This is a genomic window from Alkalibacillus almallahensis, from assembly GCF_011761495.1.
In the GTDB taxonomy this organism is placed as follows: domain Bacteria; phylum Bacillota; class Bacilli; order Bacillales; family Alkalibacillaceae; genus Alkalibacillus; species Alkalibacillus almallahensis.
In genome coordinates this window covers 62,134-86,386 of record NZ_JAASRU010000012.1, presented here as the reverse complement: position 1 = coordinate 86,386, position 24,253 = coordinate 62,134, and the positions used below count along the sequence as shown (strand labels likewise).

Sequence of the window (24,253 nt, the reverse complement as noted above, 5' to 3'; positions counted from 1 at the left end):
TGATGATTCAAGCAAGAAAAAGGCACCAAACCATATATTTTTTATGGTTGGTGCCTTTTTTACGTTATTTTTAGCTAGTTATGTCCCAGCCTCTTTTCTTTTTCAGACATTGTTCTATTTCAGTTATATCGAGATATCTAACTAAGTATTCTATATTATGTATTTAAATTAGACTTAATTAAAAACCCAAAGCGTACAACTGCTTCAATAACAAACGAACCACCTAACACAATATAAACTAATGATTCGGATAACCCATTCCAAGCTAAATATAACCAAGCAACTCCAAGGATCAAAATAAAGCTATGAAAAATGATATCAAATAAGAGAAAACACTTTGTATTCATATAAACCCTCTCTCAATAAATTAATTATGTCTCATAATTTTTATTTGGGTACCTTTTCACCTACCACTTCTCGTATAAAGTAGAAAAAACATCAAAAATGTGTGAAATGTAAATAAACACATTAAACGGTTCGGTATCCTTATTTTTTAAAAAATTCTGGAGACTGAAATTGATAGTGATAACATATATGTTAAACTTTAGGTAATAAAAAGATTGAAATGTAGTAAAATCAAAAAAGGTGTTGATCGTTGATGCGTAAATGGATCATAATCGCAATCTGGACTTTTCTTGGCATTTTTGTTGTTTTGTCTGCTATTGCCATTGCAACTTACTATGCTTTCTAGCTTCGTTTAACCCATCTTACTCACAAAATTATTGCACCAGAAAAATTCACCTATTTAGATATAGTGGAGAACCGATAACATTTAAATTCATTTATTACAAGGATGCTTCTGGTGATATTTTACATTTATAAATACAAACAATCAATTCAATGTGTTAAAATTCAGATATAAATCTTATTGAGAGGTGTCTATGAAAAATTGTAAAACCTGTCAAAAACCAATCGATCACTTTAAACTAGTCGACTTAACGCTTCCACCCTTGGATCGGGAAAAGCTAATTCATTGTTCACATTGTAGTACGAGTTATCAACTGACAACTGCATCATTCTTCACATGGCTAATTATAATTGTTGTCTTTTTATCAGTTTCTTTGTTTGCATTTAGCATCGTATTTTACCGTTATTCTTTTTATAATATGCTGGCAGAAACGTTCGTCTTCGCATTTGCCATGTCAGGCTGTTTAGCACTCATCTCACCTTTACTTTTACGCTACAAATCCGGCGCTCACCTTAATGAAACCATTTAAAAAGTGATGAGCCTAATTAGCTCATCACTTCTCCAGAACATTTTTCTTTTGTTGTTCCATTTCCCATAAACGCTCAAAAAACGGTTGGCCCTTTGCCATCTTTTCACACATTTCATCATGTTTCGTTCCCCAACCATGTTTTGCTGCATCCACTAAATAAGTGTATCCATCTTCAAAAGTCATTTGCTGAATACGACTATATTCCTCTGGACGCCATTCTGTTAACCAATACCGTAATTCATCTAGCCGTCCAGATTGACCAATTTGATCGATCATCAACATTAATAAATGTTTAAGTTGACGCTCTTTACGTGTTAAACCTGTCATATACTTCGGTTCCAGTGATAATAAATGACTTGTAACGGATTTCCGCTTAGGTTTAAATGAAAAATCTTGTGGTGTTTTATGTGAAATCAAGTCTAAAATCAACCGTTCCTGACGCGGAATCACCCGACTTTTTCGTACTGGAATTTGATAACCAAGTGTATCCACTACAAGCACATGTTCATTGTCTGTGATGACAAAGCAATAATCTAACGCAAGCCTCTTATGCTTTTTCTTTAAATAAGCCCTTTTATAGACAGCATCTAATAAGGATTCCGGCAAATCTGACATATCGTTTTCTATGTAATCGAAAAGAGCTTGCGTCACATACACAACGGGTACTTGGTCCAGTAATTCAATTGAGTCTTGTTTGCGCCATTCATAAAAATGGCACACATTATAACCGTTTTCCTCGCCTTCAAACCAGTTCACCCAAATATCATGAACATAGATCATCGTCATCCCTCACTTTGACGTTTTTCCATTTATGCTCATTATCACCAAGTGGCACATTTTTATTCCTAATTTTATGAGCCGAATGGGTTTTTATACATAGCCAACATAATGAAAATAACGCCAATTGGGAGCATGTAGCATTCTGGTCGTTTGTAAACAAACATTAAAAAATCAATAAAATTCATCCCTACCGGCAGAAAATTCATATAACCAATTAACGAAACCGCTCCTACACATGTGAAACCAAACCCTATAAAAAATAAAAATAACGCCCACATACGTGCATCTCCTATTCTTCGATGCCCGTCCATGGTGTCTGACTAAAATAATTAGGTTATTTAAGGATATGAGAGAATGCCATTAAACATGATAATTGTATGTTAAATAATTGATCAATCACCTTATGAACTATTCTCACAACTATTGAGAAACCCTATTTACATACGTGCGACCACACCAATCGTTCCTGAGAATCTTACGAATTATTGAGTCGTCTTATCAAAACAAAAAAGCCTAATCCTCATTAATTAATGAGGATTAGGCTTTTACATAAAATAATATTAGGACTGATACGTTTTGAATACAAGTGATGCATTGTGTCCACCAAAGCCAAGTGAGTTACTCATCACTGCATGTAACTCGGCGTCACGTTTTTCATTTGCCACGTAATCTAAATCACATTCAGGATCAGGTGTATCGTAATTAACAGTTGGAGGCATAATCTGATCTTGTAACGCTAAGATCGAGATAATTGCTTCTAATCCACCTGCAGCACCTAATAAATGACCCGTCATTGATTTCGTTGAGCTCATCGCTAACTCATAAGCATGATCACCAAATACCGTCTTTACCGCCTGTGTTTCGTATTGGTCATTATAAGCTGTACTTGTTCCGTGAGCGTTAATATATTGAATCGCATCAGCGTTCATCTCAGCATCATCCATTGCCTGTTGCATTGCACGGGCAGCACCTTCTCCTTCAGGGGCTGGTGCAGTAATATGATACGCATCACCTGTTGAGCCATAGCCAACTATTTCTGCATAAATTCTCGCGCCACGAGCTTCTGCTGATTCAAGTGATTCTAAAATTAAGATACCAGCACCTTCGCCCATAACAAACCCATCACGATCTTGATCAAATGGACGACTTGCTGTTTTTGGATCTTGATTCGTCGTTAAAGCTTTCGAACTAGAGAATCCAGCAAATGACATATTATTAATCGGTGATTCTGCACCACCAGTAATCATCGTATCTGCATCGCCGCGCTCAATCACTTTAAACGCATCGCCAATCGAGTTCGTACCTGAAGCACATGCTGTAACCGTGCATGAATTAATCCCTTTTGCGCCAAACATAATTGACACTTGTCCAGCTGCCATATCTGGAATCATCATCGGTACGAAGAATGGACTGACACGACGTTGACCCTTATCTAAAAACTTACGAAACTGCTCTTCGTAAGTAGTCATACCGCCGATTCCTGATCCAATCCACACACCCGTGCGATCCGCATTGCTTTCATCAATCGTTAAATTCGCATCTTCAATCGCCATTTTCGATGCAGCGACTGCATATTGCGTAAATAAGTCCATCTTCTTCGCATCACGCTTGTCCATGTAATTTCCAGGATCAAAATCTTTTAGTTCAGCTGCGATTTTCGCTGGAAACTCATCAGCGTCAACTTTTGTCACACCATCAATGCCAACATAACCATCAAGAATATTTTGCCACATTGTTTCAACATCATTACCGACAGGTGAGACTGTGCCTAAGCCTGTCACGACTACACGTCTCTTTGACATGATATTCAACCTCCTATGCTTTCACGCATCCTAGTTTTATTTACCCCATTTTAACGCAACGGCACCCCATGTAAGGCCACCGCCAAAACCTACTAATACTACTACATCATCTTCTTTTATTCTACCTGCTTTAACATCTTCTGACAATGCAATAGGAATCGAAGCCGCCGACGTATTACCGTAACGGTCAACTGACTTAGACATTTTCTCCACAGGAATCTCTAAGTTCTCTCGAGCTGCTTCCATAATGCGAATATTCGCTTGGTGTGGAATCAAGTAATCAACATCATCCTTCGTTAATCCTGCTTGATGTACCACGTTTAGCGAGGAATCTGCCATTTTTCGGACCGCGAATTTAAACACTTCACGACCATTCATGTAAATGACATCTTCATCAGTTTGATGTAGATACGGAATGCCTGTCCCGTCAGAACCTAACTCATGTGCCAAAATGCCACGATCTTCAGAGACATTAGAAACAATTGCCGCACCTGCACCATCACCAAATAAAACAGCTGTATTACGATCTTCCCAGTTCGTGATCTTGGATAGTTTCTCTACACCAATCACAAGAATATTCTGATGCACACCCGCTTCAATAAACTGTTTTGCGGTAATAACACCATACATAAAACCTGCACAAGCCGCACTAACATCCATAGCTGGAATTTGTCTTGCACCTAGTCTATTTTGCAACTGACAAGCCACCGACGGAAAACCCATGTCTGATGTGACTGTTGCAACTAATATCATATCTAAATCTTCGCCGTTAAGACCTGCTTCATTTAAAGCGCTAACCGCTGCTTCATATGCTAAATCAGACGTATCCATGTCATCTGATGCAATTCGACGCTCTTCAATCCCTGTTCGCGTGCGAATCCATTCATCAGACGTGTCAACGATTTTTTCCATATCATGGTTCGTTAAAACCTTCTCAGGCACGTAATGGCCTGTTCCGATTAAACCCGCTTTCATATCGCGTCATCTCCTAACGATTAACTTCTATCATCATATATTATGACCTGGTTCTAATTTTATCAAATTCTCTACCGATTTCAACGATTTTATTTTAAACTTAATGGCTTATGCTAAAGTTTATCCTTCTTCCTCAATCTCTATAATCGACAGATGGTCTGCTATCACATCACAATGTTCGTTAATACAAAACGCTTCATGAAAAGGTTCAAATTCCTTCGAACTGTCTTCCACCAAAGTAAAACGAGCATGTCTCGCTACCATCGCATAATAATGCCATGATTGATCTGAATCAAGCTCATCTTTTCCAACAACGTCATGACCTGCAAGTAAATAATAATTCACCAATTCATATCCAAAGGGGTGAAAGCACGGATAGACAAAAACTTTCATAACATGATCTCCTCACTCAACCGTCACAATTTTTTTATTTATTTTTTAGCCAAGCTTTGATACACTAAGGTGTGGAATGTATAGATAAATGAGGTGAACTATATGCGTTTAATTTCAACAGCAGTTTGGAGCTTTTTATTAAGTGCCATGATCGTATATGTAATCGGTAGTATGGCAGGTATTAGTTTCAATTTAACAGCAGCTATTGCCATTGCAATTGTCTTCACCCTAGGTACCGTTGTTCTTGGTGAAACTGTTATTACCGATAAGGAAAACTAACGGATACTCAAACGATTTCAATGATGTATACAACAATTGAGGTTGACTTCCTTGCGGTAAGTCAACCTCCTTTTTTTATGTTCCACTACCAAGGTAACAAACTCAGTGCAGCAACAAATGTTAATGGAATAATTAATCGACTTAACCCATATTGATTAGATGGATAACCATAGCCATAAGGTTCATAACCTTGATAACCATATGGACCATAACCATATTGCCGAACTGGAATGTGCGGGATATGTTGAGACGGCACAACTAAATGGACATTTTCATCATCTAAGTCGCATACATAACCTTCGATTTGATCGCCTGCTGTCGTTTCAAGTAAGACATGTTGATGAAGATGCTGCTGACACCATTCATATGCTGGTTGTTTCATTTCATGCACCATAATTACCTCCCCTTTCACGTACAATGTATTCAAAGTATTCGGGATATGTGCACAATAACCTATATTCGTAAGGAGGTATCATAAACGATGAACGAGATTATGGAAATTATACAATTTATTTTCCTTGGATTATTTCAAGGTTTCACCGAACCAATCCCTATTTCCTCAAGTGGGCATTTAGTTATATTACGTTCGTTATTCGATATTGGTGAACCAGGAATTACTTTTGAAGCATTTATTAATTTCGGTTCATTAATCGCTGTTGTCACGATCTATCGTCGGGATATTTGGCAATTAATTGTCGGAAGTAGCAGGTATTTATTCAATCGAGACGAAGAGTCTAAAACAGATTTTCGCTATGCTTTTCTTCTAGTTATTGCTACGATTCCAGCCGGTTTATTAGGTGTATTATTAGAAGATTCTATTGGTGAGGTTACTGGTAAAGTCAAAATCGTCGCAATTTCACTAATCTTAACAGCCATTGCATTATGGATCATCCGTAACTTTCACGGTCATAAAGACGACGAGCAGTTAACAATCAAAGATGCAGTCATTGTCGGTTTTGCTCAAGCTGTCGCCCTCGTTCCTGGCATCAGTCGCTCGGGTGCTACCATTGTTGCCTCGATGCTTGTCGGAATGAAGCGGCGAGTTGCCTTGCGCTTTTCATTTTTAATGTATATACCAGTTAGCTTAGGTACAATGGTCTTTGCCGTTAGCGATGTATTAAGCAATCCTGAATTATCTGGTCAATTTGTGCTTTATCTGATTGCCTTAATTGCCGCTATTTTCTCTTCATATTTGGCACTTTTACTGTTTATTAATATTATGACAGCTGGTAAGTTAAAATACTTCGCTTACTATTGCTTAATTATTGGTATTTTAGTGTTAGTGTTTTTATAAGTAATCAATTCTAAAAACCAACTTCCTCAATGCCAGGAAGTTGGTTTTTGTATTTAGACCTATTCAATGTCTCGTTACATAATAAAAAAACAGCCCAACAATGTTGGACTGTTCCTATTAATTAATCTGGGATACCAAGCGCGATTTTTGCGTAACGAGACATACGTTCTTTCGTCCATGGTGGATTCCAAACAATATTCACTTCGACTTCGTTAACTTCTGGAAGGTCAATCATTGCTTGTTTAACATCCATTTCGATTGTCGCAGCAAGTGGGCAACCCATTGCTGTTAACGTCATAGTGACTGTTGCAAGCCCTTCATCATCTAATTCGATATTGTAAACGAGACCTAGATTGACAATGTCAATTCCAAGTTCTGGGTCGATTACATTCTCAAGCGCTCCCCACAGATTCTCTTCTAAAGCTTGATCCATGCTCGAGTCCTCCTTCAAACATTCTCTATTCTATTATAAACACGTTTTTATCTTTTTTTAAAGTAAAATTAATTATTTCTATAAATGAGACATTAACCAATCTCGGAGACCTAACATCGCATCACGACTCACTTTATGGTCCCGACCAGGCTCTGAAACAAATTCCACATGTTTCGCACCTGCTTCTTGTAATTGTCGGTAGAATTCAACCGCCTGATTATAAGGCACAACCGGATCCTCTTCCCCATGCCAAATAAACAATGGACGATCATTCAAAGCTTCAATTTGTTGTGATAAGTCAATTGTCTTCAGTTGATCTAATTGCTCTTGCAATTCTTCTTCTGTAAACGGTAATTCAATTCCTTGTGCTTCAATACCTTTTAATAAATAATCCGCCATTTCTTGCATATTCGCAGTACCCATCATAATACCTGCAGCTCGAATTGATTCATATTGTGTAAGGGCTGCAGCAGTGGTGATGCCTCCCATACTCGTTCCAGCTACAGCAAACCGGCCAGCTTCCAATAAACCTTGGTTCGTCAACCAGGTTTCGATTTTAGCAAGATCAGTAAGATTTTGTTTCACTACTTCCCAAAAAGCAAATTGGACTTCTTGATCAGAAATATTGCGCCGACGTTCGCCGTGATGCATCGCTTCTGGCAACACGACGCGATAACCTGATTCTGCTAATAAATAAGCCAGGGGTAAGTTTTGTTCTTTAGCGCTCGTAAATCCGTGAAAGTATACTATAACGGGTAAAGGTGCAACTTGTTGTGTTTGTTCATGTACAATTAAAACTGGAATATCATCAATATATTGTTGGTCAATTGCAATAGCCATTGTTAGAATCCCCCTAAAATTCATTTTATAAATATAATAAGCTTTGCGCTTATGGTGGTGTTATTTTCAGTTTCATATCATGTTTGTTCAGTCACGGTTGACGACTTTCATAAAGATTTTATTTCGTTCGATTTTGTTTGGTTACAAATTATTGTGATATATATGTGATATTTTAACGTTAATTAAACAAAATTGAAACAGTTTTGCTAAACCGCATACTTTTATTTAGAATATTTTGTCGAAAATCAACCATTTATAAAACCTTATGCTATTATATAGCAGAAAACTAAATAGGAGATGATTACTAATGCTTTATCGTTTACCTGCAGCCGAAGATTTGTCCGATGGCGAATATCAATTTCTATTGAAAGCGCAACGTGCACATTTCATCAAATTGAATTCAGATAAACATAGTGATTTTGACGTGAATAATATAGTTGAAGTTATTAGAAATATGGATGAATACTGTGTTGATGTTCGGTATTTGAACGGGGAATGGTTTCATTATTATCCAGATGGATCGTGGTCTGTTCACAATAAAAAAAGCCTCCACAAAATGTGAGGGCTTTAACCTTTGATATTGAATAATGCGCTGAAGTTGAATGGGTTTTTGGGTGAACAAAAAATAATTCTCCCAACCAATATACAATGGAAGAATCATTTGAAAGCAAAAAACTCACTAATACATTTATTGTTATCCTTATTATGTTCGAAGGTTTCTTGTTTAACAACCTCTGATTGTTTACCGTTATGACTACTGGGAATCACTAGATGGAATAGATCAACCATAAGAACATAATATACTTTATTATCAAGGTCACTTGTATCCAATGTAAGATAAACTCTTATTTCTGTTGGATATCCAAAGGGATCATATAAACGAACCTTAACAATTTCGTCTTCGCTTAGATCATCTTCATGAAATTCTCCAACAAACAACTCTAGTATTTCTTTAATACGATCTTTATCAAATTCTACTCCTCTTGTCTCTCCCTTTAAAGTTACACTAAAGTCTTCACTTAATTCGTTAATTCTCTTTTTTAACTTTTGATCTGTATCCTCACGATAGAAATTAGTAAATTCGAGATCACTGTTATACTTTGATTTGAAAGAGAATTCATTAAATGGTTTTACTTCAGTTTTTTTAGAAGGTTCCAGCTTTGTCCTTTCACCTTTAAAACGAGCTTCTTTGTTAGCAAACCTATAGCCTGATACTTTAGCAGTATCGATTTGAGGTTTTAGTGAATCAAAAATTTCACTACCAATCATAATTTTTCTCTGTACTCTTTAATGATTTTATTGTTATCCATAGGAGCTGATTTTCCTTGTTCTTTATAAGGATCTCTCCAAGCCTCATCTTCATGACTTCTATCAACTAATGAGAAGTCACTTATTTCTTTAATCTGTCCAAACAGTTCATCAACAAACCGTTGAGCTTCTGCGTAATCAGAAAATAATTCGTCTGCTTCTTCATTGGATATTTTGTTTTCGTAATAAACATCTTTTTTATAATTATCATATACTTCTCTAACTACAGGACCATAAGTCCAGGCTTCAAATTCACTATCAAATAATCTTGATGGGTAGTTATAGTTTTGTTCAGTTACTCCTTCTTTTTCTTTTTCACCATACATAGCTCCATAATACGCATAGAGAAAATACAAACCTTTTTGTAGTTTTAATGGAGTTAAATCACCGAATTTATTAAATAGATAATTGACTAAATCGTTTACATCATTAAAAATAACTCTTTTTTCCTCTGTCATTTTGTAACCCTCCTCACAAAATGCTTATACAATATTAGAACTATAACACGTTTCTCAAATATTAAAAAGACTTTTAGTTAATATAAGTTCTTTTGAGTTACGCTGAGTTATTCTCAGTTACCTTATATTTGATTATACCCTTTTTCGTATATGTTTAGTCAAATGATTAATGATAATAACATGAGGGTTACTTTTAATATATGTATAGCCCCGCCGAATGACAGGGCTTATACTTATTCTTGCTTATCTTTTTGTTTAATGACCTGATGGAAATAAACAGATGCGCCTGTAACCAGGACACCTTGCACCACAGCATCAACATTCAAACCAAATAAAAATAGCGACAGGCCTAAGCCAATCACTAGTAAGATGCCTGGTATGAATTTGTTTGGTACGATCTCCATGTTCTTAATCATCTTACCTAATACCATCAAAACTGGAATCAAAATCAGCGCTTTCTCAACTACATAATCCATAATCTCCATTATAGAACCTCCTCTAATTTCGCTTTCGTATTTGGTCCATAAACCCCATCCACTTCATAAGGTAAATAAACTTTTTGAAAACGTTCGACAGCATCTTTCGTTTTTGGCCCATAAATGCCATCAACCGCACCAACTTTAAAGTTAGCAGCGTTTAATGCTTCTTGGATTTTTTTGATCGCGCCACTTCGATTACCCTCACGATAAATGCCATTAGGCAAATCGTGGTTGCTAGATGGTTGATTATTCAGGGCTTCTCTAGTATTTGGCCCAACAATGCCATCAATCGTAATACCTGCTTTTCTCTGCAGGCTCTTAACAGCTTTTTCTGTTTCGTCGCCAAAATGGCCATCCGCTCCATATTGCGGTAGTTCTTCTCCTGCATCTAGCAAATCGTTTTGCAATTTTTCAACTTTGCTTCCTTTGTCGCCTTTTTGCAATAAATCACTATCAGACGATTGATTAGAAGAACCTTTGAGCCGAGCACGAACATTGTCCATATTGATACCTGGGCAAGATGTATTAGCACTCGCAAATTCATTGTGACCAATAACATCGTCAACACTTAAAATAAACGCATTCATCGCTTTCTTAGCACGCTCTTTAAATGTTTTCTCTTGCGCTTCAGTAAAGTCACCGTTACCAACTAAACAAATGTGATACGATTCAGTGTTATGGCCACCCACACCGTTCGTAATAACATTCTCGTCATAGTTGAGTTGAAAATCGCCGTCTCTTAAAATGACTTCGTGGTAGCCTCCTGTGCTCCAGCCTTTTGACTTCCAATAATCTTCGAACTTAAAAACGTCACCTTCTTCAGTAGCTGAATGGTGACGCACAATAAAATTGACTTGATTTAATGAGCGTTTGCTGTGACCGCCCATTGTTTTTCCGCGCAAATCTTGCATTCAAATCACTCCTTATATTTAGTAGGAATTTTCTCCCTTCTTGTCGAATGTGCGTGTTAGAAGGGAGGTGTTAATTATGGGTAATCTTGATCCAAAGCTAGAATATAATGGTCCTTTATATTCTTGGGAAAACCTAAACAACTTGCTTCAGGCCCACTTCAATAAACCTAAAGCAGGACCAGCTAAAATTGACTTGCGTCAGTATTCAATTTCGAAAGACGAAATCATAGCCGAAGCTGAAAAACAAGGCTATAAAGTTTACGAGCATAATGAACATTATTTGAAATTTGAATAATTATTTACACGACCAGTTACTGACCGCCGTTAGCGACTGGTCGTTTTTAGCTCTTCTAACTCAGCTACAATTTGACTTATTTTTGCTTCAAGTTCTAACAATTTCAATTCTAACTCTTCATTACTCATTTTTAGCCTCCCTGTACAATGATTAAGCTCAATAAAGCCATTAAAATAGCGCCTATAATTAGGCGCAGGATCCACGTTGTATTATCTTTAATTGATGTGATATCGTCCTTCATATCTTTGATATTGCTTTCTGCCACTGAAATACGTGTTTCAACATTTGTTACACGACTTTCAATCTTTTCAACACGCTTATCTATTCGCTTGATTTGCTCGTTATTGTACTGCTCATTCATCATTTACCCCCTAGCACATAATAAAAAAACGCTTATTCAGCGTCGTTTTTGAGTTTATCTAATTCACTTTTCAATCGCTCATTTTCTTCTCTAAGAATCGCAATCGCACGCTTATCTTTGATTGATTGGTCTGCTAGTTGCTGTGCAAATTGATTCGATAAATCATCTAAGATTTTATTGACGTCTTGACTCATCATGCAACCTCCTCAACTTGTTCTAAATAAATATCTTCATAGCCCTCTCGCTTGCCGTAAACCCAGCAAGCAACTTCTGTATTATCATCTGCTACATATACTTTAAATCGTTGATTTTCACGTTCTAAAATACTAACTTGACCACCACTTTGAACGATTGGAAATACCGAATAGCCGTTAATGGTTTCAACAAATATTTGGTCTAAGTTAACCCAATGTTCGCCTTGATCAAGCGTGACTTCAATAACATCCATAAACCGAACATCTGGTGCTTCTACAGCATACATCTTACGACTACCGTAATTTTCGGTTTCCACAATCGCCGACTTTGAGCCTGTTGCGTTCATGTCGCCAACAATGCGAACCTCATCACCAATGTTATTCGATATATAGAAAACCGTATTACCGCCTGAACCATAACCAAAATAACCTAAGCTATCACTGTTTGCGTCAATAAAGTCAACATAAGTGGTTGCCCCTGATCCTATACCTTCTGATTTAAGATTAAAGCTTGAACCACTTCGTTCAATTGTTAATTTCGCTTGTACATCTAAATCGCTTGTTATAGGGCTCATTGAAAGTTCAGCAGCTGATAAAATAAGTTTATTTGTTGAATGAATAGTTAATGGAGCACCATCAGATTCCTGCAATCCTATATAATTCTCACTGCTATTATCGTTCGGGAAAAACCATAGAATAGATGGGGCTGGCTGTGACCATGACTGACCTTTCGTGTTAATACCGATTCTTATCTCATCGTTACCGTCAACAACGTACCAACCTGCGTCATTAATGCGCACATAACCATCTTCACCACTTTGAGCTGTAAACGTCGAACCATTAATATCAACACTTTCAATAGTGCCTGCTACTAACTTCCCATCAACTAGACTTTTGAGCTTAACCGAATCAATTTGATAACTTGGATTGTTGCCATCATCCATGATCCGTATGGTTGGTTGGACATAAAAAGCGCCTTCAGGAACAGTTCCAGTGGTTGTTACTTGCGTCCATTCATTGTGACTAAAATCATCAGAATAAAACCATTTCGTGCCTTCAAAGCTAACAAAATTGAGGTCTTCATCAGCGAACCTTAACGAAATAACCATGTCACTGTGTGGGCTGTTCCCTGTTTTGATAACATGAGTTGAAAACTGATATTGTTCGCCTTCTTGGACAACAATCGCGTCAGCGCCACCTAAATAAACACGAGCCTCATCACCTGCATCAACACCCGTACATTTTAACGATGTTTTCCCTGTGTGGCTTTTGTTATTATCCAACGTCCATGAACCTCTCTGTAAATCGTGTGGGCTTATGTTATTCAAGAAGTTAGGATTTTCTAACATGTTATCGAAATTACCAAGCAGTAATTTTTCAGATGTTATTTCTCTGGATGAAATTTTAGGTGCAGTAACCGAACCATCTTTCAAAACAAGATTGCCTTCACTTACTTCTAAGTCACCTTGTATGGCAACTTGTTCAACGTCAATTTTCAAATTCTCTTCTGAAAGATTAATAGAACCTATTACACCATTTTTTTCGACACGTAACTCGATTTCATCAGCATGTTGCTGAATCGTACTTTCAGCACTATCAACTCGTCCTTCCAACGTATTAAATTCCGTTTGTTCAACTTTAGACGTGATGTTATCAGCGTTTTGCGTGATTTCAGATTCAGCTGTACTAACGCGCCCAGTCAGCGTATCGAGTTCAGATTGCTCAGCTTTGGATGTAATCGAGTTAGCGTTCTGCGTAATGTCAGTTGAGTGTTGTTCGACCGTAATGTCTAGGTCGTCAATCTGAGACTGAGTGTCCTCGGGTGCTGGTGTCCAATCAGTCGCTTTACTGCCTTTTTCTAGTTTCGGGGCATTAAAAACTAAATGATAACTATATTCATCATTACCGTTAGGTCTTATATACAGGTTATCCATTACTTCGTTTGGAGAAATTTCTAAGATATACTTAGTCCAATCCCCTAACTCTACCCTTGTTATACTTTCATCGAAAGAACTTTGAGAGTATAAATCAATAGATTTGTGTTCCTCCCAACCTTTCCCGTAAAAGCTGAAAGTATATGTCTCATTAGTTTCAAGCCCTAAGTTACGGTAACGAACACCTTTATTTAAGCTGTCCTCCCCATTATCTTTCGAGCTTGTATATTCGTGTGTCGCCGATTTAGTGTTTTTAACATAACCCTCATTACTGATGTTTAAGTTTATACTATAACCGTTGGTATCACCTAACCCATCAGTAAAACTTGTACCTTTCAATAAATTTCGCCCACCGACTTGTAACTTATCAATCTCGCCTTCAACGTAATCTGCCTCGACTTTACTGCTAATTTCGTCAGACATAACGTTCAACTCGGACGAATGATCGCTTACCGTACCTTCTAAGGTGTCGACACGGCTGCTATCCGCTTTTAAAGCAATAGCGTCCTCATTTTGACCAATTAGTGTGCTATTGCTTTGAATATCACTAATAACGCCATCCATGTCTGAATCATATTGTGTTACACTGACTTTGTTTGATAGACGGTTATCAACTTCTGCGATCGTATAAGAACCGACTTCGCTTGCCTCGGTTGGCGACGCTTTAACCCAGCTTGAACCATCATAGCGTTTCATGACGTTTGGTGATTGTGACGTATCAAGCCATAACATGCCTGTATTTGGGTTGCTCGGCTCGGTATCTTGCTGTGGAATCTCGCCTTGTTTTAGCTGCAACTGACCGTCAACGTATTCAACGCCTGCTTTAGCGCTTAGGTCGTTTGCAATTTCGTCCATTTTCGTGTCGTATGCCGTTTGTGCGACGGCGTAGTTTTGAGCGTCTGTTAAGGCTTGGTCGCTTACGGTGTCGGCGTGGTCTTTTGCGTTTTGTTCGGCGTTATCAGCTTTATTCTGCGCCCCTTGTTTATCTTCAATATCGCTAGATGGACGACCATTTACATTCTCTGTGTCTTGCGACGTATGTTCGCCTGTAACATCACCAATCAATACCCAATCAGCTGAACTAAACGAACCGCTACTAGACTTATCTAAGGTAGAACGATAAATAGAACCATTTTTATCCCACAAATCACCTTTATCGTACGGCGTGTTTGGTTGACTAACGAACACTCTGCGTTTACTGTCTGCTGTGTCTTGTGCTTCACTAGCGTCTTGTAAGGCTTTGTTAATCCCTTCATCACGAACTTGAATCCATTCATACGTTCCGTTGTTTTTAGCAAAACGGTAGGAGTACCCTGTGTCAGTATCGTAGAACAAGTCGCCTACGTGTTTGTCTTTTTTGTTATCCGTTGTCCATAGACTAGCAGGCTCGTTATTCAATGTTGGTGCATAATTTTTAAAGTGCGACGTAATCTGATTGTCGATCTGTGCTTGTATATCCGATATATCACTATCGTATTGCGTCGCTTGAACGTAATTTGTTAATTGAGTGTCCGTATATGCTTCAGCTGCTGATTGTGCTTCACTTGCTTTTGTTTCAGCGTGTTGTTTGGCTTCTTGCAAGTTAGCTTCGGCTTGATTGATACGCGCTTGTTCTTCGTCTGATACAATCCCGTCTGCATAAGCTTCAGCCTCTGTCTCAGCCAAATTAGCTTTTGCAAGTGCATACTCTTCTGCTGCTGTTTGCGCTTCATTGGCCTTTTGTTTTGCGTCAGCTTTAGCATCTTCTAATGCGTTACTAGCTTGCACTTCTGCAAACGTCTTGCCATCTTCAAAAACCGTTTGGTCTTTACTATCAATCGTCGTTTTATCATACGTTTCAGCGGCATTAATTTTTTTAGCAATTTCAGATTGCAGTTGCTTCCAAACGTTTTGTACTTCTTCTTCCGTTAACTCTGTAAAGTCACCAAGCTTCACTTTTTTAGCTGATTTGTCTACGATCGATCGTTCTTGTTCAAATATCCGCGCTTCTAAATAGAGGGGCGGTTCAAATCCAGTGTCTTTAATTTTAATCGTATCGCCAAATCGAAAACGCTTGTTTTCCAATCCTGGCACATGCTCTAAATCGACAATGTCAGCCTCAAATTCAACAACGGCATTAATGCGCTTGTTAAGTTCAGTGCGTGTGTATTGTTCTAATTCACTTCCTGTCATGTCTTGGCGTGTCGATTGAGGTTCATACGTGCCAATTAAGTGTTGCAGGTTCCCGTTTTTGTCACGTCTTCCCCATCGTTTAAGCGCGTCCTGATCTTCAACCAACACTTCTAAACGATTGCCGTCTTCTCTTTCAGGCCCAATACCAACTAAAGCTGTGTAAACATTATCAGTACGTTCTGTACGTTTAATGCTTGCTAAATCTTTGCCTGAAGTGACTTCTCTGCCCTGCCATTGCCCGCGACGTTTTAACAAATCAACATAACGCGCTACGACACGATTCCCATCAGTTACAATACGAAACCTTAATTCAGCGTCAAATTCGTTGGCAATCGTTTTCAAGAATGCGAACGGATTACGATGGTTTTCAACGTTGAAGGTGCGAATGTTTGTGATTTCAATTAAGCCTGGTTGCCATTCGGTTCCATCGGTAGCATGCCCAACCATCTGTGTGGCTGACTGAGCATTGAACGTTTGTGGATAAATAATCGATTGCTTCTTGAGCTCTAAATAACTAGCTTTCGCATAAACTTCAGATTGTCGATTAATATCTTTAATCACTTCATGCATAATAAATTCTCGATATTCACCGTCTTCACCAGGTATAATCAGCCGATTACGCTTTTCTAAATACTGGCTAAATCGTTTGTTCGCAAACGTGGTAAAATCAAACGTTTCAAGCTTATCTTTTAAAGACTGCTTATGCACGTCTTCTATAATGTGTTGTTTGGTTATCACATCTAAAATCTGGTCATTTTCCTGGTCTAAGATATGAATTTGTGACATATTATCACCCCCTTACTTATAGGTTGGTCTATACTTAACTATGCCATCTAAGTCATCAGGCAACGTTGCCAACTCATTCTCACCTAGTGGCAATTCAAAATAAGAAGCGCCAAAGTTTTTCAAATCAGTTGCATCTTCACCATTGATATAAATCGCTTCTTCGTCATGATCGAATAAGATTTGATCGCCTTCTTGTGCGATGTATGGTGTTTCGTCATCAGCTAAAACGGTTGATTCATGCACACGCAAGCCTAGGATTCGCATCGGAAAAACGTCGTGATTTTCGTATTTAGCAAAAAATAAAACGACCTGTTCGATTGGTCGTTGGAAATCACTATTATCATCTACAATATCTGACGTGTGTCGCGCATGTTGCCTGCCATCACGCACTTGCCACGTTTTAGCACTGAATGTGTTGCCTTCTCGTCTCAAACGAATGTTCAAAGGGCTATCGTTAAAGACTTGCGATTCTGTTCCAGTATCGCCTTGATAATCCATCACACGATGACGTGCCACATTTTGACCATCATTCATACGTGCTAACACACGCACGTTTTTAGAATTGGCACGAGCGTTGATAAGGCCTAACGAACACACGATGTCGCCTTGGTCATCTAAAAAGATGGCCATCACTTTACCAGGAGAACCATTGTTATAAGCTGCAACACCTAACGTAATTGAAAAATCTTGAACAGGCTCTGATAGTGATGTTTTAACGGCAGGACCATACCAACCTGATTGACTAGATCCATAGCCATCAGCTATAAAGGCCCCTTCATCAACGCTTATTTGGCTTCCGCTAACCGTTCCACCTGTTACCTCATCATTCAAAAACTTCCCTTCTGTCATATGCGACCAACCTGTTAATGTATCCATAAACCATCGATCAACTTCTGGATAAGGTTCTTTCGCAATATTGTCAACGTCTATAGGTCGGCCAATCATCATGTATTCATCACCATTTGATACCATTGCAAATGTGATTGGGGCTAATACATCAAATTCAAATGTAGGTTTAGTTGCTTGCGTGCCTTCTACATTGATGATCGTTCCTTGTTCAGTTAGACCTTTCTCTTTTACAGGTCCGTATTTGTCAGGGTCATAGCATATAATGGTTAAAGTGCCAGAATGCTTAAAGAACAATTCGTCGTCTTCCGAACTTGATTCAGGTACACCATAATAAGTGATATCAGGTTCATCCAGAAAAACAACTGGAACAGGTTCGTTAACAGATAGAATTTCATTCAATTCATTGATTTTATCTCGCAACTCTTCTCGGTTGTTCGTTATGATATCCGCTTCAATATTCAATGGCCGTGGAGGACGTTTTTTGCGTTCATAATGCGCTCCATCCATGCCTCGCACTGATAGCGATGATATTTCATATGACGTCATGCCACGCCCTGTTATACTTTTGATTTTTAAATATGGGGTTAAATCGATTCCATTAAATTGCACTGCATCACCCCCTAAACGCTTCTAACGTTCTCTCTTCTCGGTCTTGAACTTCTGTTATATCTTCTACGAATTGTTTGAAGCTTGTTGATCCAAGCGTTAAGTTTATTTGAACGGGTTGTTTTTTCTCATTTTCACCATCCGCAGCAGGATTGTATTCTTTAGGAACTACAGCCTCGCCTTGGTGCAGCATAGCTAGTCCATCTTGGGCAACGAAGTTTGTACCAACATCAAGCTTAGGTATATTAGGCAGATTCGGAAAGCTTATGGATCCTCCGCCCATGTCACCAGGAACCCAATCGGGTACGTTGGGTAGACTAATACTTATATCACTAATGCTGTTCAACATGCCATTTATGGCACCAATCACACCATTAATAGCGCCTTTGATGGATTCAACAATGCCATCCCAAACGTCATCAGTAGTTGATTTAATCGTGTTCCATACATCCAAAACCGTATCCTTCACACCATTAAAAACACTGCTAACTGTATCTTTAATGCCATTCCATATACCTGATAAAGTGCTCTTAATGCCATTCCAGACAGATGACGTTATGCCTTTAATCCACTGCCAAGCATTGCTGATACGGTCTCGCAAATATTGAATAACCGTCATGAATATATTTTTAATGCCTCCCCAAAATGATGAGAAGAAATTTTTAATCCCATTCCAGACGGATTGTGTCGTTTTCTTTATCCAGTTCCATACTGTTGAGACGTTGTTTTTAAGCGTATCAATATACCACTTGAAGACACCTTTAACGCCTGCCCAGAAAGATGAGAAAAAGCTTTTTATACCGTTCCAGACGGAAGCCGTTATGCTCTTAATCCAATTCCAAGCTGTAGAAACGGCAGTTTTTATCGCATTGATTGTTGTTGTAAATTTGTTTTTAATACCGTCCCATAGCGATGAAAAGAATGATTTTATAACATTCCAAACAATCACAGTACGCTCTTTAATCTTGTCCCAATTCTTCGTAATTGTGATTGCTAACGTTACTACGAACGCTATAACCACCCCTATAAGAACTGTCCATAGAAGAAAAGGGGCTGTAATAGCTGTAATAGCTCCAGCTACCATGCCAAGAATGACCAATAATGGACCAATCGCAGCCAAAAGTGCGCCTATAACGACAACAATTTTTTGAGTGACTGGCGATAAGTTATCAAACCATTTAGCTACTTCGGTTACAGCATTTATCAGAGGAGGTAATGCATTTTCTGCTAAGTCAAGCAAAATGTTACCTAGTGGTCTTAAAGCATCACCGCTTTTTCTCAGCAAAGATCTGAATCTTTGTCCAAAAGATTCTTCTTGCGTTTTTGTGATGTCGCCCATCGTTCCGTCTAAGTTTTTGATTTCATCATCAACATTTCCCATAGCAAGCACTGCATCCACGCCTAGATCTTCAAATTTAGTTCCGAATATCTCAGGCCCGATAGCTTCTGCAGCTCTTTTATCCATGGTTGACATTTCATCTGTTACGGCATCCATGACATCGGACGTTGTAGCTTCACCATCTTTCCACTTCTTAAACATATCTTGAGTAGATTGAGACATGGTGCCGATTGCTTCAGCTGCTGTACCATCGGATAGTTTCACATCGAATTCCTTCATAACATCATTTAAGTAATCAAGGTTGTATGAACCTTCATCTGCACCCTTCTTTAAAAGGTTAAAGTATTCTTCAGAACTATAGCCCATATCACTAAATAATGGTCCATATTCTGCGATATTATCGAGTAACTCATCCGAAAAATCTAGTCCGTTTTGTGAACCCCATGCGATCAAGTCCATGGCTTCTTTGCCACTGTCTCCGAACTCCTTCATAAGTGTTGCGCCCGTGCGCGAAATCTCGTTAACTTCAGCATCCATAATTTCTGATAAGGCTAAGGAATCAGTTGTAAGTTTCTCTATGTTCTCGTCTGTTGCCAAGTCACCTAGTTGCTTCTTAACATCAGCTAGAGCTCCCGCAGTTTGGTCTAGACTTTCTCCAAATCCTTTTTTATAAATGTCATTAGCAACATCCGTAAGCTTTTCTGCCTCGTCTTGCGAGAGCCCTAGTTCATTTTGTATAGTACGCTGAGCACCACTAAATTCTTTAGCTGAATTCATGCCAACTGCACCAAATGCTAATATCGGCGCAGTTAAATATTTTGTCATGTTACCGCCAACAGTTTTTGCTTTCTGTGCGGTTCCATCTAGCTTTTTTTGCAGGGCTTGCGTGCCTTTTTCGGCGCCTTTTTGATCAATCTCTGTATCTATCGTAATTCTACCGTCTGCCATTTACTCACCACCTTCAGGCCTTCCACCGAAAGCATTCACCATGTCGTCAAAGACCTGGTTTCCGTCTTCTTCATCACGCTCAAGCGCATAAATGCGTTTTAGTTTCTTAATACGTTTGCGCTCTTCTTGGTTATGCTTATTGGCTTTAGGAACTTCCATCGTTCTAATCTTGATGACCTGCATGAAAGGCGTTTTCTCACTCAGCCCATTCAATAAAGCAATAAACTTACGCCAATGCAAAGCGCCTTGTTTTTCAATAAGATCAATCCCATAATCCATAAAAAAAGACGCGAATATGTAATCCGCATCCTTGTTCAAATCGTAGCTTTTAGGCTTGTTTTGTTCAGTCTCTTCACTTGAGTCTTCCGTATCAGCTTTTTCCTGCACTTTTTCTTTCGTAACAAATTCTGAAAATATATATTCAATCGTTTCAACCTTTTGTTCTAAGGTTAAGTCAAGATCAGAACCCACTAGCATTTGAAACATCAATTCAATGCGCGTTTTATCATCAATTTCTAAATCATCTTTTAATTCATGAATTCGCAAGATATTATCAAACGATAAGTCTAATTGATACTCATTGGCGTCAATCCAAAGCACATCTTGAAATCGCTCTGTCAGTCTCATAACATCACTTCTTCAAGTAATAATCTTTTTTCGCTTGATCGGTATCTGGCATCTTGTTATTTAGCCAGTCAAGCGTGTATTCAATGAGTGGCATAAAGTTGAGCGTTGAACGCCCACTCGCCTCGTATATAGGTTCAAACGCTCCTTCACCGAAAAAGCCATCTGTAAATCGCTTCAGAAATTCAACGCCTTCTTGCTCAAGTTTTTCAATTTCTTTTTCAGACATGTTTCCAAGATCATTTTGTTTTTGAGCATATTTTTCTGCGTCTTGTTGATAATCTGTTGCAAGCTTTTGATAACGTTTTAAGCTCTCGTCGTCGTAATAAAGCTTATAGATATGGCCATTGATATCGATCTCATCAAACGGCTGTTCAAAATTAAAATTAAGTTGCGCCATTGTCTTCCTCCTTAAATAAAAAAGGACGGCTATAAACCGTCCTCTATGCAGTCGTTGTAACTGTAATCAAGTCGCTCTTCTTAGATTCATAAGTGTCACGATAAGACGTCACATAAAACTCGTATTCTGTTTCTGGGTCAAGATTTTCAACCGTTAAGGTTTCAGTTGAAACATCATCAATTTGAACACCATCTTGATACACGTAATATCCGTCAGCTTGGCTAACTTCGTCCCAGCTTAAATCAACAGACGTTGACATGACATTGCTAGAAGTTAGGTTGACGGGCGCCTTAGGGTCCAGGTGTGTATTCAGGTTTTTTGTTGAAGTGAATTTCAAATGAAATAGCGCCTTTTTCACCTGCTGCGCCACCCGGTCCAACAATATTAGCGATTGTACAAGGTCCTTCGAACGTTGCCCCATCAGGTAACGTTAATCGGAAATTCGTTCGACGTGCAGGACCAACTTCAACTTGCTTTGCGAAGATAAAATCTTGGGCAGGGTCACCATAATAACGATGCCCTTCTACACTTAGTATTAATTGAGCTCCGATAACATCCGTTTCAGCAAAACCGTCACCGTCAAAATAACGATCCTGTGATTGTTCTTCGTTCGGATCCGCTTCCATTGTATTGATCCCTTTTGCAAGGGTTTTAAAGCTCTCTGTGCTATCTGGCGACGTATCGATCTCTAATTTATTTTCATACTGCAGTAGAAAACTCATTTAATTCCCTCCTTTAATGTGCAATTCAGCCTCAAATTGGCACGTCCACAAAACGCCAAAACTCGTCTTTTGAACAAAGTTCGGTGTGTTAGTGCACTGAATTGAGACCAAATTAAAAGAGCCATCACTAGACGTAACCGCTCCGTTTGATAGATTATCGTATTCACTTAATAACTTCTCAATCATGCTGTATGCTTCAGCATTTCTTTGATGATGAACTAATACTTGAAAGCTAAATGGATAGATTTTACCTTCATCCATATAGCGATCATCAATTGTATTAGGGCTAGGCCTGATGGCTACGCTGTCACCATCTTCTATATATAGCCCTATCTGAATAATAGAAGGTGTGAACGATAACGATTCCATATGCGCTTTAACTTGATTTAAAAAATCCAATATCACACCTCCTAAAATAAACTTCTGAATGCTTTTTGTGCTACGTCTATCCAATCTTTTTTATGGTTGGCTTTAGCCGCTTCATACCATAAGCCTTGCGCATTGGGATTGTCATCCTTGCTAAAATCATATTGTGGGTTGTAATACAATTTTTTGGCATAAGGCGTTTCCCAGTTGACTTGACCGGTCCCTAGATCAGTTTCTCTAATGCCACTGTCCCTTAAGTTTTTTGTATCCATTGGCACATAGTTATTACTATCCTTTAAAACTTGATTATCTAGCACGACTTGAGCTTTTCCTAGCGATTTAGGTAGCTTTTCTTTTGTATTTTTAAGATCAATACTAACCTTAAACATCTAAATCACTTCCAGTTCCAGGTGATGGGGTGTCTCTTTGAATGCTTTTAATACATTCACTTTAGTCACTTCTCGCTCGTTTACTAAGTCGCCTGGTTTAGCATCGATTGGGAAATAAGATGAGTTCTTATAATCAATATAAACAACATCATTCGCTTGTCGTCCTTCACTGTCTCCGCTTCTCTTCATGGAGCTAACGGGTTCAATTCGAACGTTGTTGATTGTTTGTTTATCACTATAAGAATCGTCCCAGCCATCATTACTGTTTTTAGATTGATACTGAATTGAATCCATTAACAACCTTTTCGGAATCGGCTTAATAATAGACATGTTCAACCACACCTAACCCACTATGCAAAAGCCCTGTAGTTCTTAAATAATCAATCGCAGCTGGACTTACACGTTCAGCTTGTTTGCTTTCAGATCTTCCACCCTTACTGAAACTGAAATTACCAATCTGATAGTTAGAAAAGTCCTCTCCTGCATCTAAAGATTCCGGACCATCATTGATTTGATAGAATTCTACTTGAGCAGCGATTGCCTTTTTCACTTGTCCTTGAATAAAATCAGGTAATTTATCAAAACCCGCTCTATTAATCTTGAAGTTTGTCACTTGATCAATCATGTCACTAGCCCGCTTCACATAACGGTTGAATGTTTGTTCGTCGTCTATCTCTAAACCTAGATAATCCTCATCATAATAAGGCTTATCAATATAGGGCATGCCTTACACCCCTTTCATAATAAAAAAGAAAGAAGGCTTATTTGCCCTCTTTCTTACTTTCCTTTTTAGCTTTGTCGAGGTCTTTTTGTGCTTTTTCTAAGTCTTGCTTAAGTTGCTCGTTCTCTTCTTTTACTTCGCCAAGCTCTTCATTCAGATCTTGAGCTTTCTGAGCAGCATCGTCTTTTTCCTCACTAAGTTTTTGATAAGCATCCTGCAATTTATCAAATTCTGCCTGAGAAACTTCCTCAGGCTCTTCTTGAATGACTTCTCCGTTTTCATCAACTTCATTAAAGCCACGTAATTTTAGTTCTTTTTCTTTTAACGGGTCATTCGTTTGAATGACCGCGTTTTCTTTTATAAGTTTTTTCATCGTCT

At 38.4% G+C, this 24,253-nt stretch carries 32 protein-coding genes; 5 read left to right on the top strand and 27 right to left on the bottom strand.

Annotation, left to right across the window (positions count from 1 at the left end; genetic code table 11):
- Positions 1 to 155: 155 nt before the first annotated feature.
- Positions 156 to 347 (bottom strand): hypothetical protein, encoded by a 192-nt coding sequence (locus tag FHR85_RS11190; RefSeq protein WP_167263257.1) that lies wholly within the window; start codon positions 345 to 347, stop codon positions 156 to 158.
- A gap of 534 nt (positions 348 to 881) precedes the next feature.
- Between FHR85_RS11190 and FHR85_RS11185 the strand changes: the two genes are divergently transcribed.
- Positions 882 to 1,217: a hypothetical protein gene (locus FHR85_RS11185; RefSeq protein ID WP_167263255.1), complete on the top strand. Its 336-nt coding sequence runs from the start codon at positions 882 to 884 to the stop codon at positions 1,215 to 1,217.
- 24 nt (positions 1,218 to 1,241) lie between these two features.
- Here the strand turns inward: FHR85_RS11185 and FHR85_RS11180 are convergent, their stop codons facing one another.
- From FHR85_RS11180 to FHR85_RS11160, 5 genes are all read right to left on the bottom strand, one after another.
- Complete coding sequence (locus FHR85_RS11180) at positions 1,242 to 1,997, bottom strand: DUF3603 family protein (protein WP_167263253.1); 756 nt, start codon at positions 1,995 to 1,997, stop codon at positions 1,242 to 1,244.
- A gap of 71 nt (positions 1,998 to 2,068) precedes the next feature.
- Positions 2,069 to 2,275, bottom strand: a complete 207-nt coding sequence (locus tag FHR85_RS11175) for a YuzI family membrane protein (protein ID WP_167263251.1) — start codon at positions 2,273 to 2,275, stop codon at positions 2,069 to 2,071.
- A gap of 282 nt (positions 2,276 to 2,557) precedes the next feature.
- Complete coding sequence (gene fabF, locus FHR85_RS11170) at positions 2,558 to 3,799, bottom strand: beta-ketoacyl-ACP synthase II (RefSeq protein WP_167263249.1); 1,242 nt, start codon at positions 3,797 to 3,799, stop codon at positions 2,558 to 2,560.
- 36 nt (positions 3,800 to 3,835) lie between these two features.
- Positions 3,836 to 4,774: a beta-ketoacyl-ACP synthase III gene (locus FHR85_RS11165; RefSeq protein WP_167263247.1), complete on the bottom strand. Its 939-nt coding sequence runs from the start codon at positions 4,772 to 4,774 to the stop codon at positions 3,836 to 3,838.
- 120 nt (positions 4,775 to 4,894) lie between these two features.
- Entirely contained in the window at positions 4,895 to 5,167 is a 273-nt protein-coding gene (locus FHR85_RS11160; RefSeq protein ID WP_167263245.1) for a hypothetical protein, read from the bottom strand.
- A 102-nt stretch (positions 5,168 to 5,269) separates the two neighbouring features.
- Between FHR85_RS11160 and FHR85_RS11155 the strand changes: the two genes are divergently transcribed.
- On the top strand, positions 5,270 to 5,446 hold the full coding sequence (locus FHR85_RS11155) for a DUF2929 family protein (RefSeq protein ID WP_167263243.1): 177 nt from the start codon (positions 5,270 to 5,272) through the stop codon (positions 5,444 to 5,446).
- Positions 5,447 to 5,531: 85 nt separating this feature from the next.
- On the opposite strand, the gene FHR85_RS11150 is transcribed toward FHR85_RS11155, so the two are convergent.
- A complete protein-coding gene (locus tag FHR85_RS11150) occupies positions 5,532 to 5,840 on the bottom strand; it encodes a hypothetical protein (RefSeq protein WP_167263241.1) in 309 nt (102 codons plus the stop codon).
- A gap of 87 nt (positions 5,841 to 5,927) precedes the next feature.
- Between FHR85_RS11150 and FHR85_RS11145 the strand changes: the two genes are divergently transcribed.
- On the top strand, positions 5,928 to 6,740 hold the full coding sequence (locus tag FHR85_RS11145) for an undecaprenyl-diphosphate phosphatase (RefSeq protein ID WP_167263239.1): 813 nt from the start codon (positions 5,928 to 5,930) through the stop codon (positions 6,738 to 6,740).
- Positions 6,741 to 6,861: 121 nt separating this feature from the next.
- On the opposite strand, the gene FHR85_RS11140 is transcribed toward FHR85_RS11145, so the two are convergent.
- Both FHR85_RS11140 and FHR85_RS11135 read right to left on the bottom strand, forming a co-directional pair.
- Positions 6,862 to 7,173, bottom strand: a complete 312-nt coding sequence (locus tag FHR85_RS11140) for a metal-sulfur cluster assembly factor (protein ID WP_167263236.1) — start codon at positions 7,171 to 7,173, stop codon at positions 6,862 to 6,864.
- Positions 7,174 to 7,251: 78 nt separating this feature from the next.
- The gene (locus FHR85_RS11135; protein ID WP_167263234.1) at positions 7,252 to 8,013 is read right to left on the bottom strand and encodes an alpha/beta fold hydrolase; all 762 of its coding nucleotides are present in this window, start codon (positions 8,011 to 8,013) and stop codon (positions 7,252 to 7,254) included.
- A gap of 307 nt (positions 8,014 to 8,320) precedes the next feature.
- Here FHR85_RS11135 and FHR85_RS11130 point away from each other — a divergent pair, with 307 nt between their 5' ends.
- Complete coding sequence (locus tag FHR85_RS11130) at positions 8,321 to 8,575, top strand: hypothetical protein (RefSeq protein WP_167263232.1); 255 nt, start codon at positions 8,321 to 8,323, stop codon at positions 8,573 to 8,575.
- Positions 8,576 to 8,670: 95 nt separating this feature from the next.
- On the opposite strand, the gene FHR85_RS11125 is transcribed toward FHR85_RS11130, so the two are convergent.
- The 4 genes from FHR85_RS11125 to FHR85_RS11110 form a co-directional block, all read right to left on the bottom strand.
- Positions 8,671 to 9,282, bottom strand: coding sequence for a hypothetical protein (locus tag FHR85_RS11125; RefSeq protein WP_167263230.1), 612 nt, complete (start codon positions 9,280 to 9,282; stop codon positions 8,671 to 8,673).
- The gene (locus tag FHR85_RS11120; RefSeq protein WP_167263228.1) at positions 9,279 to 9,779 is read right to left on the bottom strand and encodes a Panacea domain-containing protein; all 501 of its coding nucleotides are present in this window, start codon (positions 9,777 to 9,779) and stop codon (positions 9,279 to 9,281) included. The genes FHR85_RS11125 and FHR85_RS11120 overlap by 4 nt, the downstream gene beginning before the upstream one ends.
- A 233-nt stretch (positions 9,780 to 10,012) precedes the next feature.
- Positions 10,013 to 10,264, bottom strand: coding sequence for a phage holin family protein (locus FHR85_RS11115; protein ID WP_167263226.1), 252 nt, complete (start codon positions 10,262 to 10,264; stop codon positions 10,013 to 10,015).
- Entirely contained in the window at positions 10,264 to 11,169 is a 906-nt protein-coding gene (locus FHR85_RS11110) for a peptidoglycan recognition protein family protein (RefSeq protein WP_167263224.1), read from the bottom strand. The genes FHR85_RS11115 and FHR85_RS11110 overlap by 1 nt, the downstream gene beginning before the upstream one ends.
- A 76-nt stretch (positions 11,170 to 11,245) precedes the next feature.
- On the opposite strand from FHR85_RS11110, the gene FHR85_RS11105 reads away from it, so the two are divergent.
- Entirely contained in the window at positions 11,246 to 11,464 is a 219-nt protein-coding gene (locus FHR85_RS11105) for a hypothetical protein (RefSeq protein ID WP_167263222.1), read from the top strand.
- Between the two features lie 130 nt (positions 11,465 to 11,594).
- Here the strand turns inward: FHR85_RS11105 and FHR85_RS11100 are convergent, their stop codons facing one another.
- Genes FHR85_RS11100 through FHR85_RS11035 form a run of 14 tightly spaced genes read right to left on the bottom strand, consistent with a single transcriptional unit; the run spans position 11,595 to position 24,248 of the window.
- A complete protein-coding gene (locus FHR85_RS11100; protein ID WP_208379567.1) occupies positions 11,595 to 11,825 on the bottom strand; it encodes a hemolysin XhlA family protein in 231 nt (76 codons plus the stop codon).
- Between the two features lie 32 nt (positions 11,826 to 11,857).
- On the bottom strand, positions 11,858 to 12,019 hold the full coding sequence (locus FHR85_RS11095; protein WP_167263220.1) for a hypothetical protein: 162 nt from the start codon (positions 12,017 to 12,019) through the stop codon (positions 11,858 to 11,860).
- A complete protein-coding gene (locus tag FHR85_RS11090; RefSeq protein ID WP_167263218.1) occupies positions 12,019 to 16,911 on the bottom strand; it encodes a phage tail spike protein in 4,893 nt (1,630 codons plus the stop codon). Before FHR85_RS11090 ends, FHR85_RS11095 begins: the two co-directional genes overlap by 1 nt.
- 12 nt (positions 16,912 to 16,923) lie before the next feature.
- Positions 16,924 to 18,369, bottom strand: a complete 1,446-nt coding sequence (locus FHR85_RS11085; protein ID WP_167263216.1) for a distal tail protein Dit — start codon at positions 18,367 to 18,369, stop codon at positions 16,924 to 16,926.
- Positions 18,370 to 18,373: 4 nt separating this feature from the next.
- On the bottom strand, positions 18,374 to 20,653 hold the full coding sequence (locus FHR85_RS11080; protein WP_167263214.1) for a phage tail tape measure protein: 2,280 nt from the start codon (positions 20,651 to 20,653) through the stop codon (positions 18,374 to 18,376).
- Positions 20,654 to 21,280 (bottom strand): Gp15 family bacteriophage protein, encoded by a 627-nt coding sequence (locus tag FHR85_RS11075; RefSeq protein ID WP_167263212.1) that lies wholly within the window; start codon positions 21,278 to 21,280, stop codon positions 20,654 to 20,656.
- A 4-nt stretch (positions 21,281 to 21,284) separates the two neighbouring features.
- The gene (locus tag FHR85_RS11070; RefSeq protein WP_167263210.1) at positions 21,285 to 21,677 is read right to left on the bottom strand and encodes a hypothetical protein; all 393 of its coding nucleotides are present in this window, start codon (positions 21,675 to 21,677) and stop codon (positions 21,285 to 21,287) included.
- A 43-nt stretch (positions 21,678 to 21,720) separates the two neighbouring features.
- Positions 21,721 to 22,035 carry a fibronectin type III domain-containing protein gene (locus FHR85_RS11065; protein ID WP_341770963.1) on the bottom strand — a complete coding sequence of 105 codons (315 nt, stop codon included), beginning with the start codon at positions 22,033 to 22,035 and terminating at the stop codon, positions 21,721 to 21,723.
- Positions 21,968 to 22,399: a phage tail tube protein gene (locus FHR85_RS11060; RefSeq protein WP_167263206.1), complete on the bottom strand. Its 432-nt coding sequence runs from the start codon at positions 22,397 to 22,399 to the stop codon at positions 21,968 to 21,970. The genes FHR85_RS11065 and FHR85_RS11060 overlap by 68 nt, the downstream gene beginning before the upstream one ends.
- Positions 22,400 to 22,798, bottom strand: coding sequence for a phage tail terminator protein (locus FHR85_RS11055; protein WP_167263204.1), 399 nt, complete (start codon positions 22,796 to 22,798; stop codon positions 22,400 to 22,402).
- Positions 22,799 to 22,809: 11 nt separating this feature from the next.
- The gene (locus tag FHR85_RS11050; protein ID WP_167263202.1) at positions 22,810 to 23,154 is read right to left on the bottom strand and encodes a minor capsid protein; all 345 of its coding nucleotides are present in this window, start codon (positions 23,152 to 23,154) and stop codon (positions 22,810 to 22,812) included.
- The gene (locus FHR85_RS11045) at positions 23,155 to 23,484 is read right to left on the bottom strand and encodes a putative minor capsid protein (RefSeq protein ID WP_167263200.1); all 330 of its coding nucleotides are present in this window, start codon (positions 23,482 to 23,484) and stop codon (positions 23,155 to 23,157) included.
- Positions 23,471 to 23,878, bottom strand: a complete 408-nt coding sequence (locus tag FHR85_RS11040; RefSeq protein WP_167263198.1) for a head-tail connector protein — start codon at positions 23,876 to 23,878, stop codon at positions 23,471 to 23,473. The genes FHR85_RS11045 and FHR85_RS11040 overlap by 14 nt, the downstream gene beginning before the upstream one ends.
- Before the next feature lie 37 nt (positions 23,879 to 23,915).
- Positions 23,916 to 24,248 (bottom strand): hypothetical protein, encoded by a 333-nt coding sequence (locus FHR85_RS11035; protein WP_167263196.1) that lies wholly within the window; start codon positions 24,246 to 24,248, stop codon positions 23,916 to 23,918.
- Positions 24,249 to 24,253: the final 5 nt, after the last annotated feature.

Coding starts and splice junctions, on each gene's coding strand:
- FHR85_RS11190 (WP_167263257.1), bottom strand. CDS start 347: ATGAATACAAAGTGTTTTCTCTTATTTGATATCATTTTTCATAGCTTT.
- FHR85_RS11185 (WP_167263255.1), top strand. CDS start 882: ATGAAAAATTGTAAAACCTGTCAAAAACCAATCGATCACTTTAAACTA.
- FHR85_RS11180 (WP_167263253.1), bottom strand. CDS start 1,997: ATGATCTATGTTCATGATATTTGGGTGAACTGGTTTGAAGGCGAGGAA.
- FHR85_RS11175 (WP_167263251.1), bottom strand. CDS start 2,275: ATGTGGGCGTTATTTTTATTTTTTATAGGGTTTGGTTTCACATGTGTA.
- fabF (WP_167263249.1), bottom strand. CDS start 3,799: ATGTCAAAGAGACGTGTAGTCGTGACAGGCTTAGGCACAGTCTCACCT.
- FHR85_RS11165 (WP_167263247.1), bottom strand. CDS start 4,774: ATGAAAGCGGGTTTAATCGGAACAGGCCATTACGTGCCTGAGAAGGTT.
- FHR85_RS11160 (WP_167263245.1), bottom strand. CDS start 5,167: ATGAAAGTTTTTGTCTATCCGTGCTTTCACCCCTTTGGATATGAATTG.
- FHR85_RS11155 (WP_167263243.1), top strand. CDS start 5,270: ATGCGTTTAATTTCAACAGCAGTTTGGAGCTTTTTATTAAGTGCCATG.
- FHR85_RS11150 (WP_167263241.1), bottom strand. CDS start 5,840: ATGGTGCATGAAATGAAACAACCAGCATATGAATGGTGTCAGCAGCAT.
- FHR85_RS11145 (WP_167263239.1), top strand. CDS start 5,928: ATGAACGAGATTATGGAAATTATACAATTTATTTTCCTTGGATTATTT.
- FHR85_RS11140 (WP_167263236.1), bottom strand. CDS start 7,173: ATGGATCAAGCTTTAGAAGAGAATCTGTGGGGAGCGCTTGAGAATGTA.
- FHR85_RS11135 (WP_167263234.1), bottom strand. CDS start 8,013: ATGGCTATTGCAATTGACCAACAATATATTGATGATATTCCAGTTTTA.
- FHR85_RS11130 (WP_167263232.1), top strand. CDS start 8,321: ATGCTTTATCGTTTACCTGCAGCCGAAGATTTGTCCGATGGCGAATAT.
- FHR85_RS11125 (WP_167263230.1), bottom strand. CDS start 9,282: ATGATTGGTAGTGAAATTTTTGATTCACTAAAACCTCAAATCGATACT.
- FHR85_RS11120 (WP_167263228.1), bottom strand. CDS start 9,779: ATGACAGAGGAAAAAAGAGTTATTTTTAATGATGTAAACGATTTAGTC.
- FHR85_RS11115 (WP_167263226.1), bottom strand. CDS start 10,264: ATGGAGATTATGGATTATGTAGTTGAGAAAGCGCTGATTTTGATTCCA.
- FHR85_RS11110 (WP_167263224.1), bottom strand. CDS start 11,169: ATGCAAGATTTGCGCGGAAAAACAATGGGCGGTCACAGCAAACGCTCA.
- FHR85_RS11105 (WP_167263222.1), top strand. CDS start 11,246: ATGGGTAATCTTGATCCAAAGCTAGAATATAATGGTCCTTTATATTCT.
- FHR85_RS11100 (WP_208379567.1), bottom strand. CDS start 11,825: ATGAATGAGCAGTACAATAACGAGCAAATCAAGCGAATAGATAAGCGT.
- FHR85_RS11095 (WP_167263220.1), bottom strand. CDS start 12,019: ATGAGTCAAGACGTCAATAAAATCTTAGATGATTTATCGAATCAATTT.
- FHR85_RS11090 (WP_167263218.1), bottom strand. CDS start 16,911: ATGTCACAAATTCATATCTTAGACCAGGAAAATGACCAGATTTTAGAT.
- FHR85_RS11080 (WP_167263214.1), bottom strand. CDS start 20,653: ATGGCAGACGGTAGAATTACGATAGATACAGAGATTGATCAAAAAGGC.
- FHR85_RS11075 (WP_167263212.1), bottom strand. CDS start 21,280: ATGAGACTGACAGAGCGATTTCAAGATGTGCTTTGGATTGACGCCAAT.
- FHR85_RS11070 (WP_167263210.1), bottom strand. CDS start 21,677: ATGGCGCAACTTAATTTTAATTTTGAACAGCCGTTTGATGAGATCGAT.
- FHR85_RS11060 (WP_167263206.1), bottom strand. CDS start 22,399: ATGAGTTTTCTACTGCAGTATGAAAATAAATTAGAGATCGATACGTCG.
- FHR85_RS11050 (WP_167263202.1), bottom strand. CDS start 23,154: ATGTTTAAGGTTAGTATTGATCTTAAAAATACAAAAGAAAAGCTACCT.
- FHR85_RS11045 (WP_167263200.1), bottom strand. CDS start 23,484: ATGTCTATTATTAAGCCGATTCCGAAAAGGTTGTTAATGGATTCAATT.
- FHR85_RS11040 (WP_167263198.1), bottom strand. CDS start 23,878: ATGCCCTATATTGATAAGCCTTATTATGATGAGGATTATCTAGGTTTA.
- FHR85_RS11035 (WP_167263196.1), bottom strand. CDS start 24,248: ATGAAAAAACTTATAAAAGAAAACGCGGTCATTCAAACGAATGACCCG.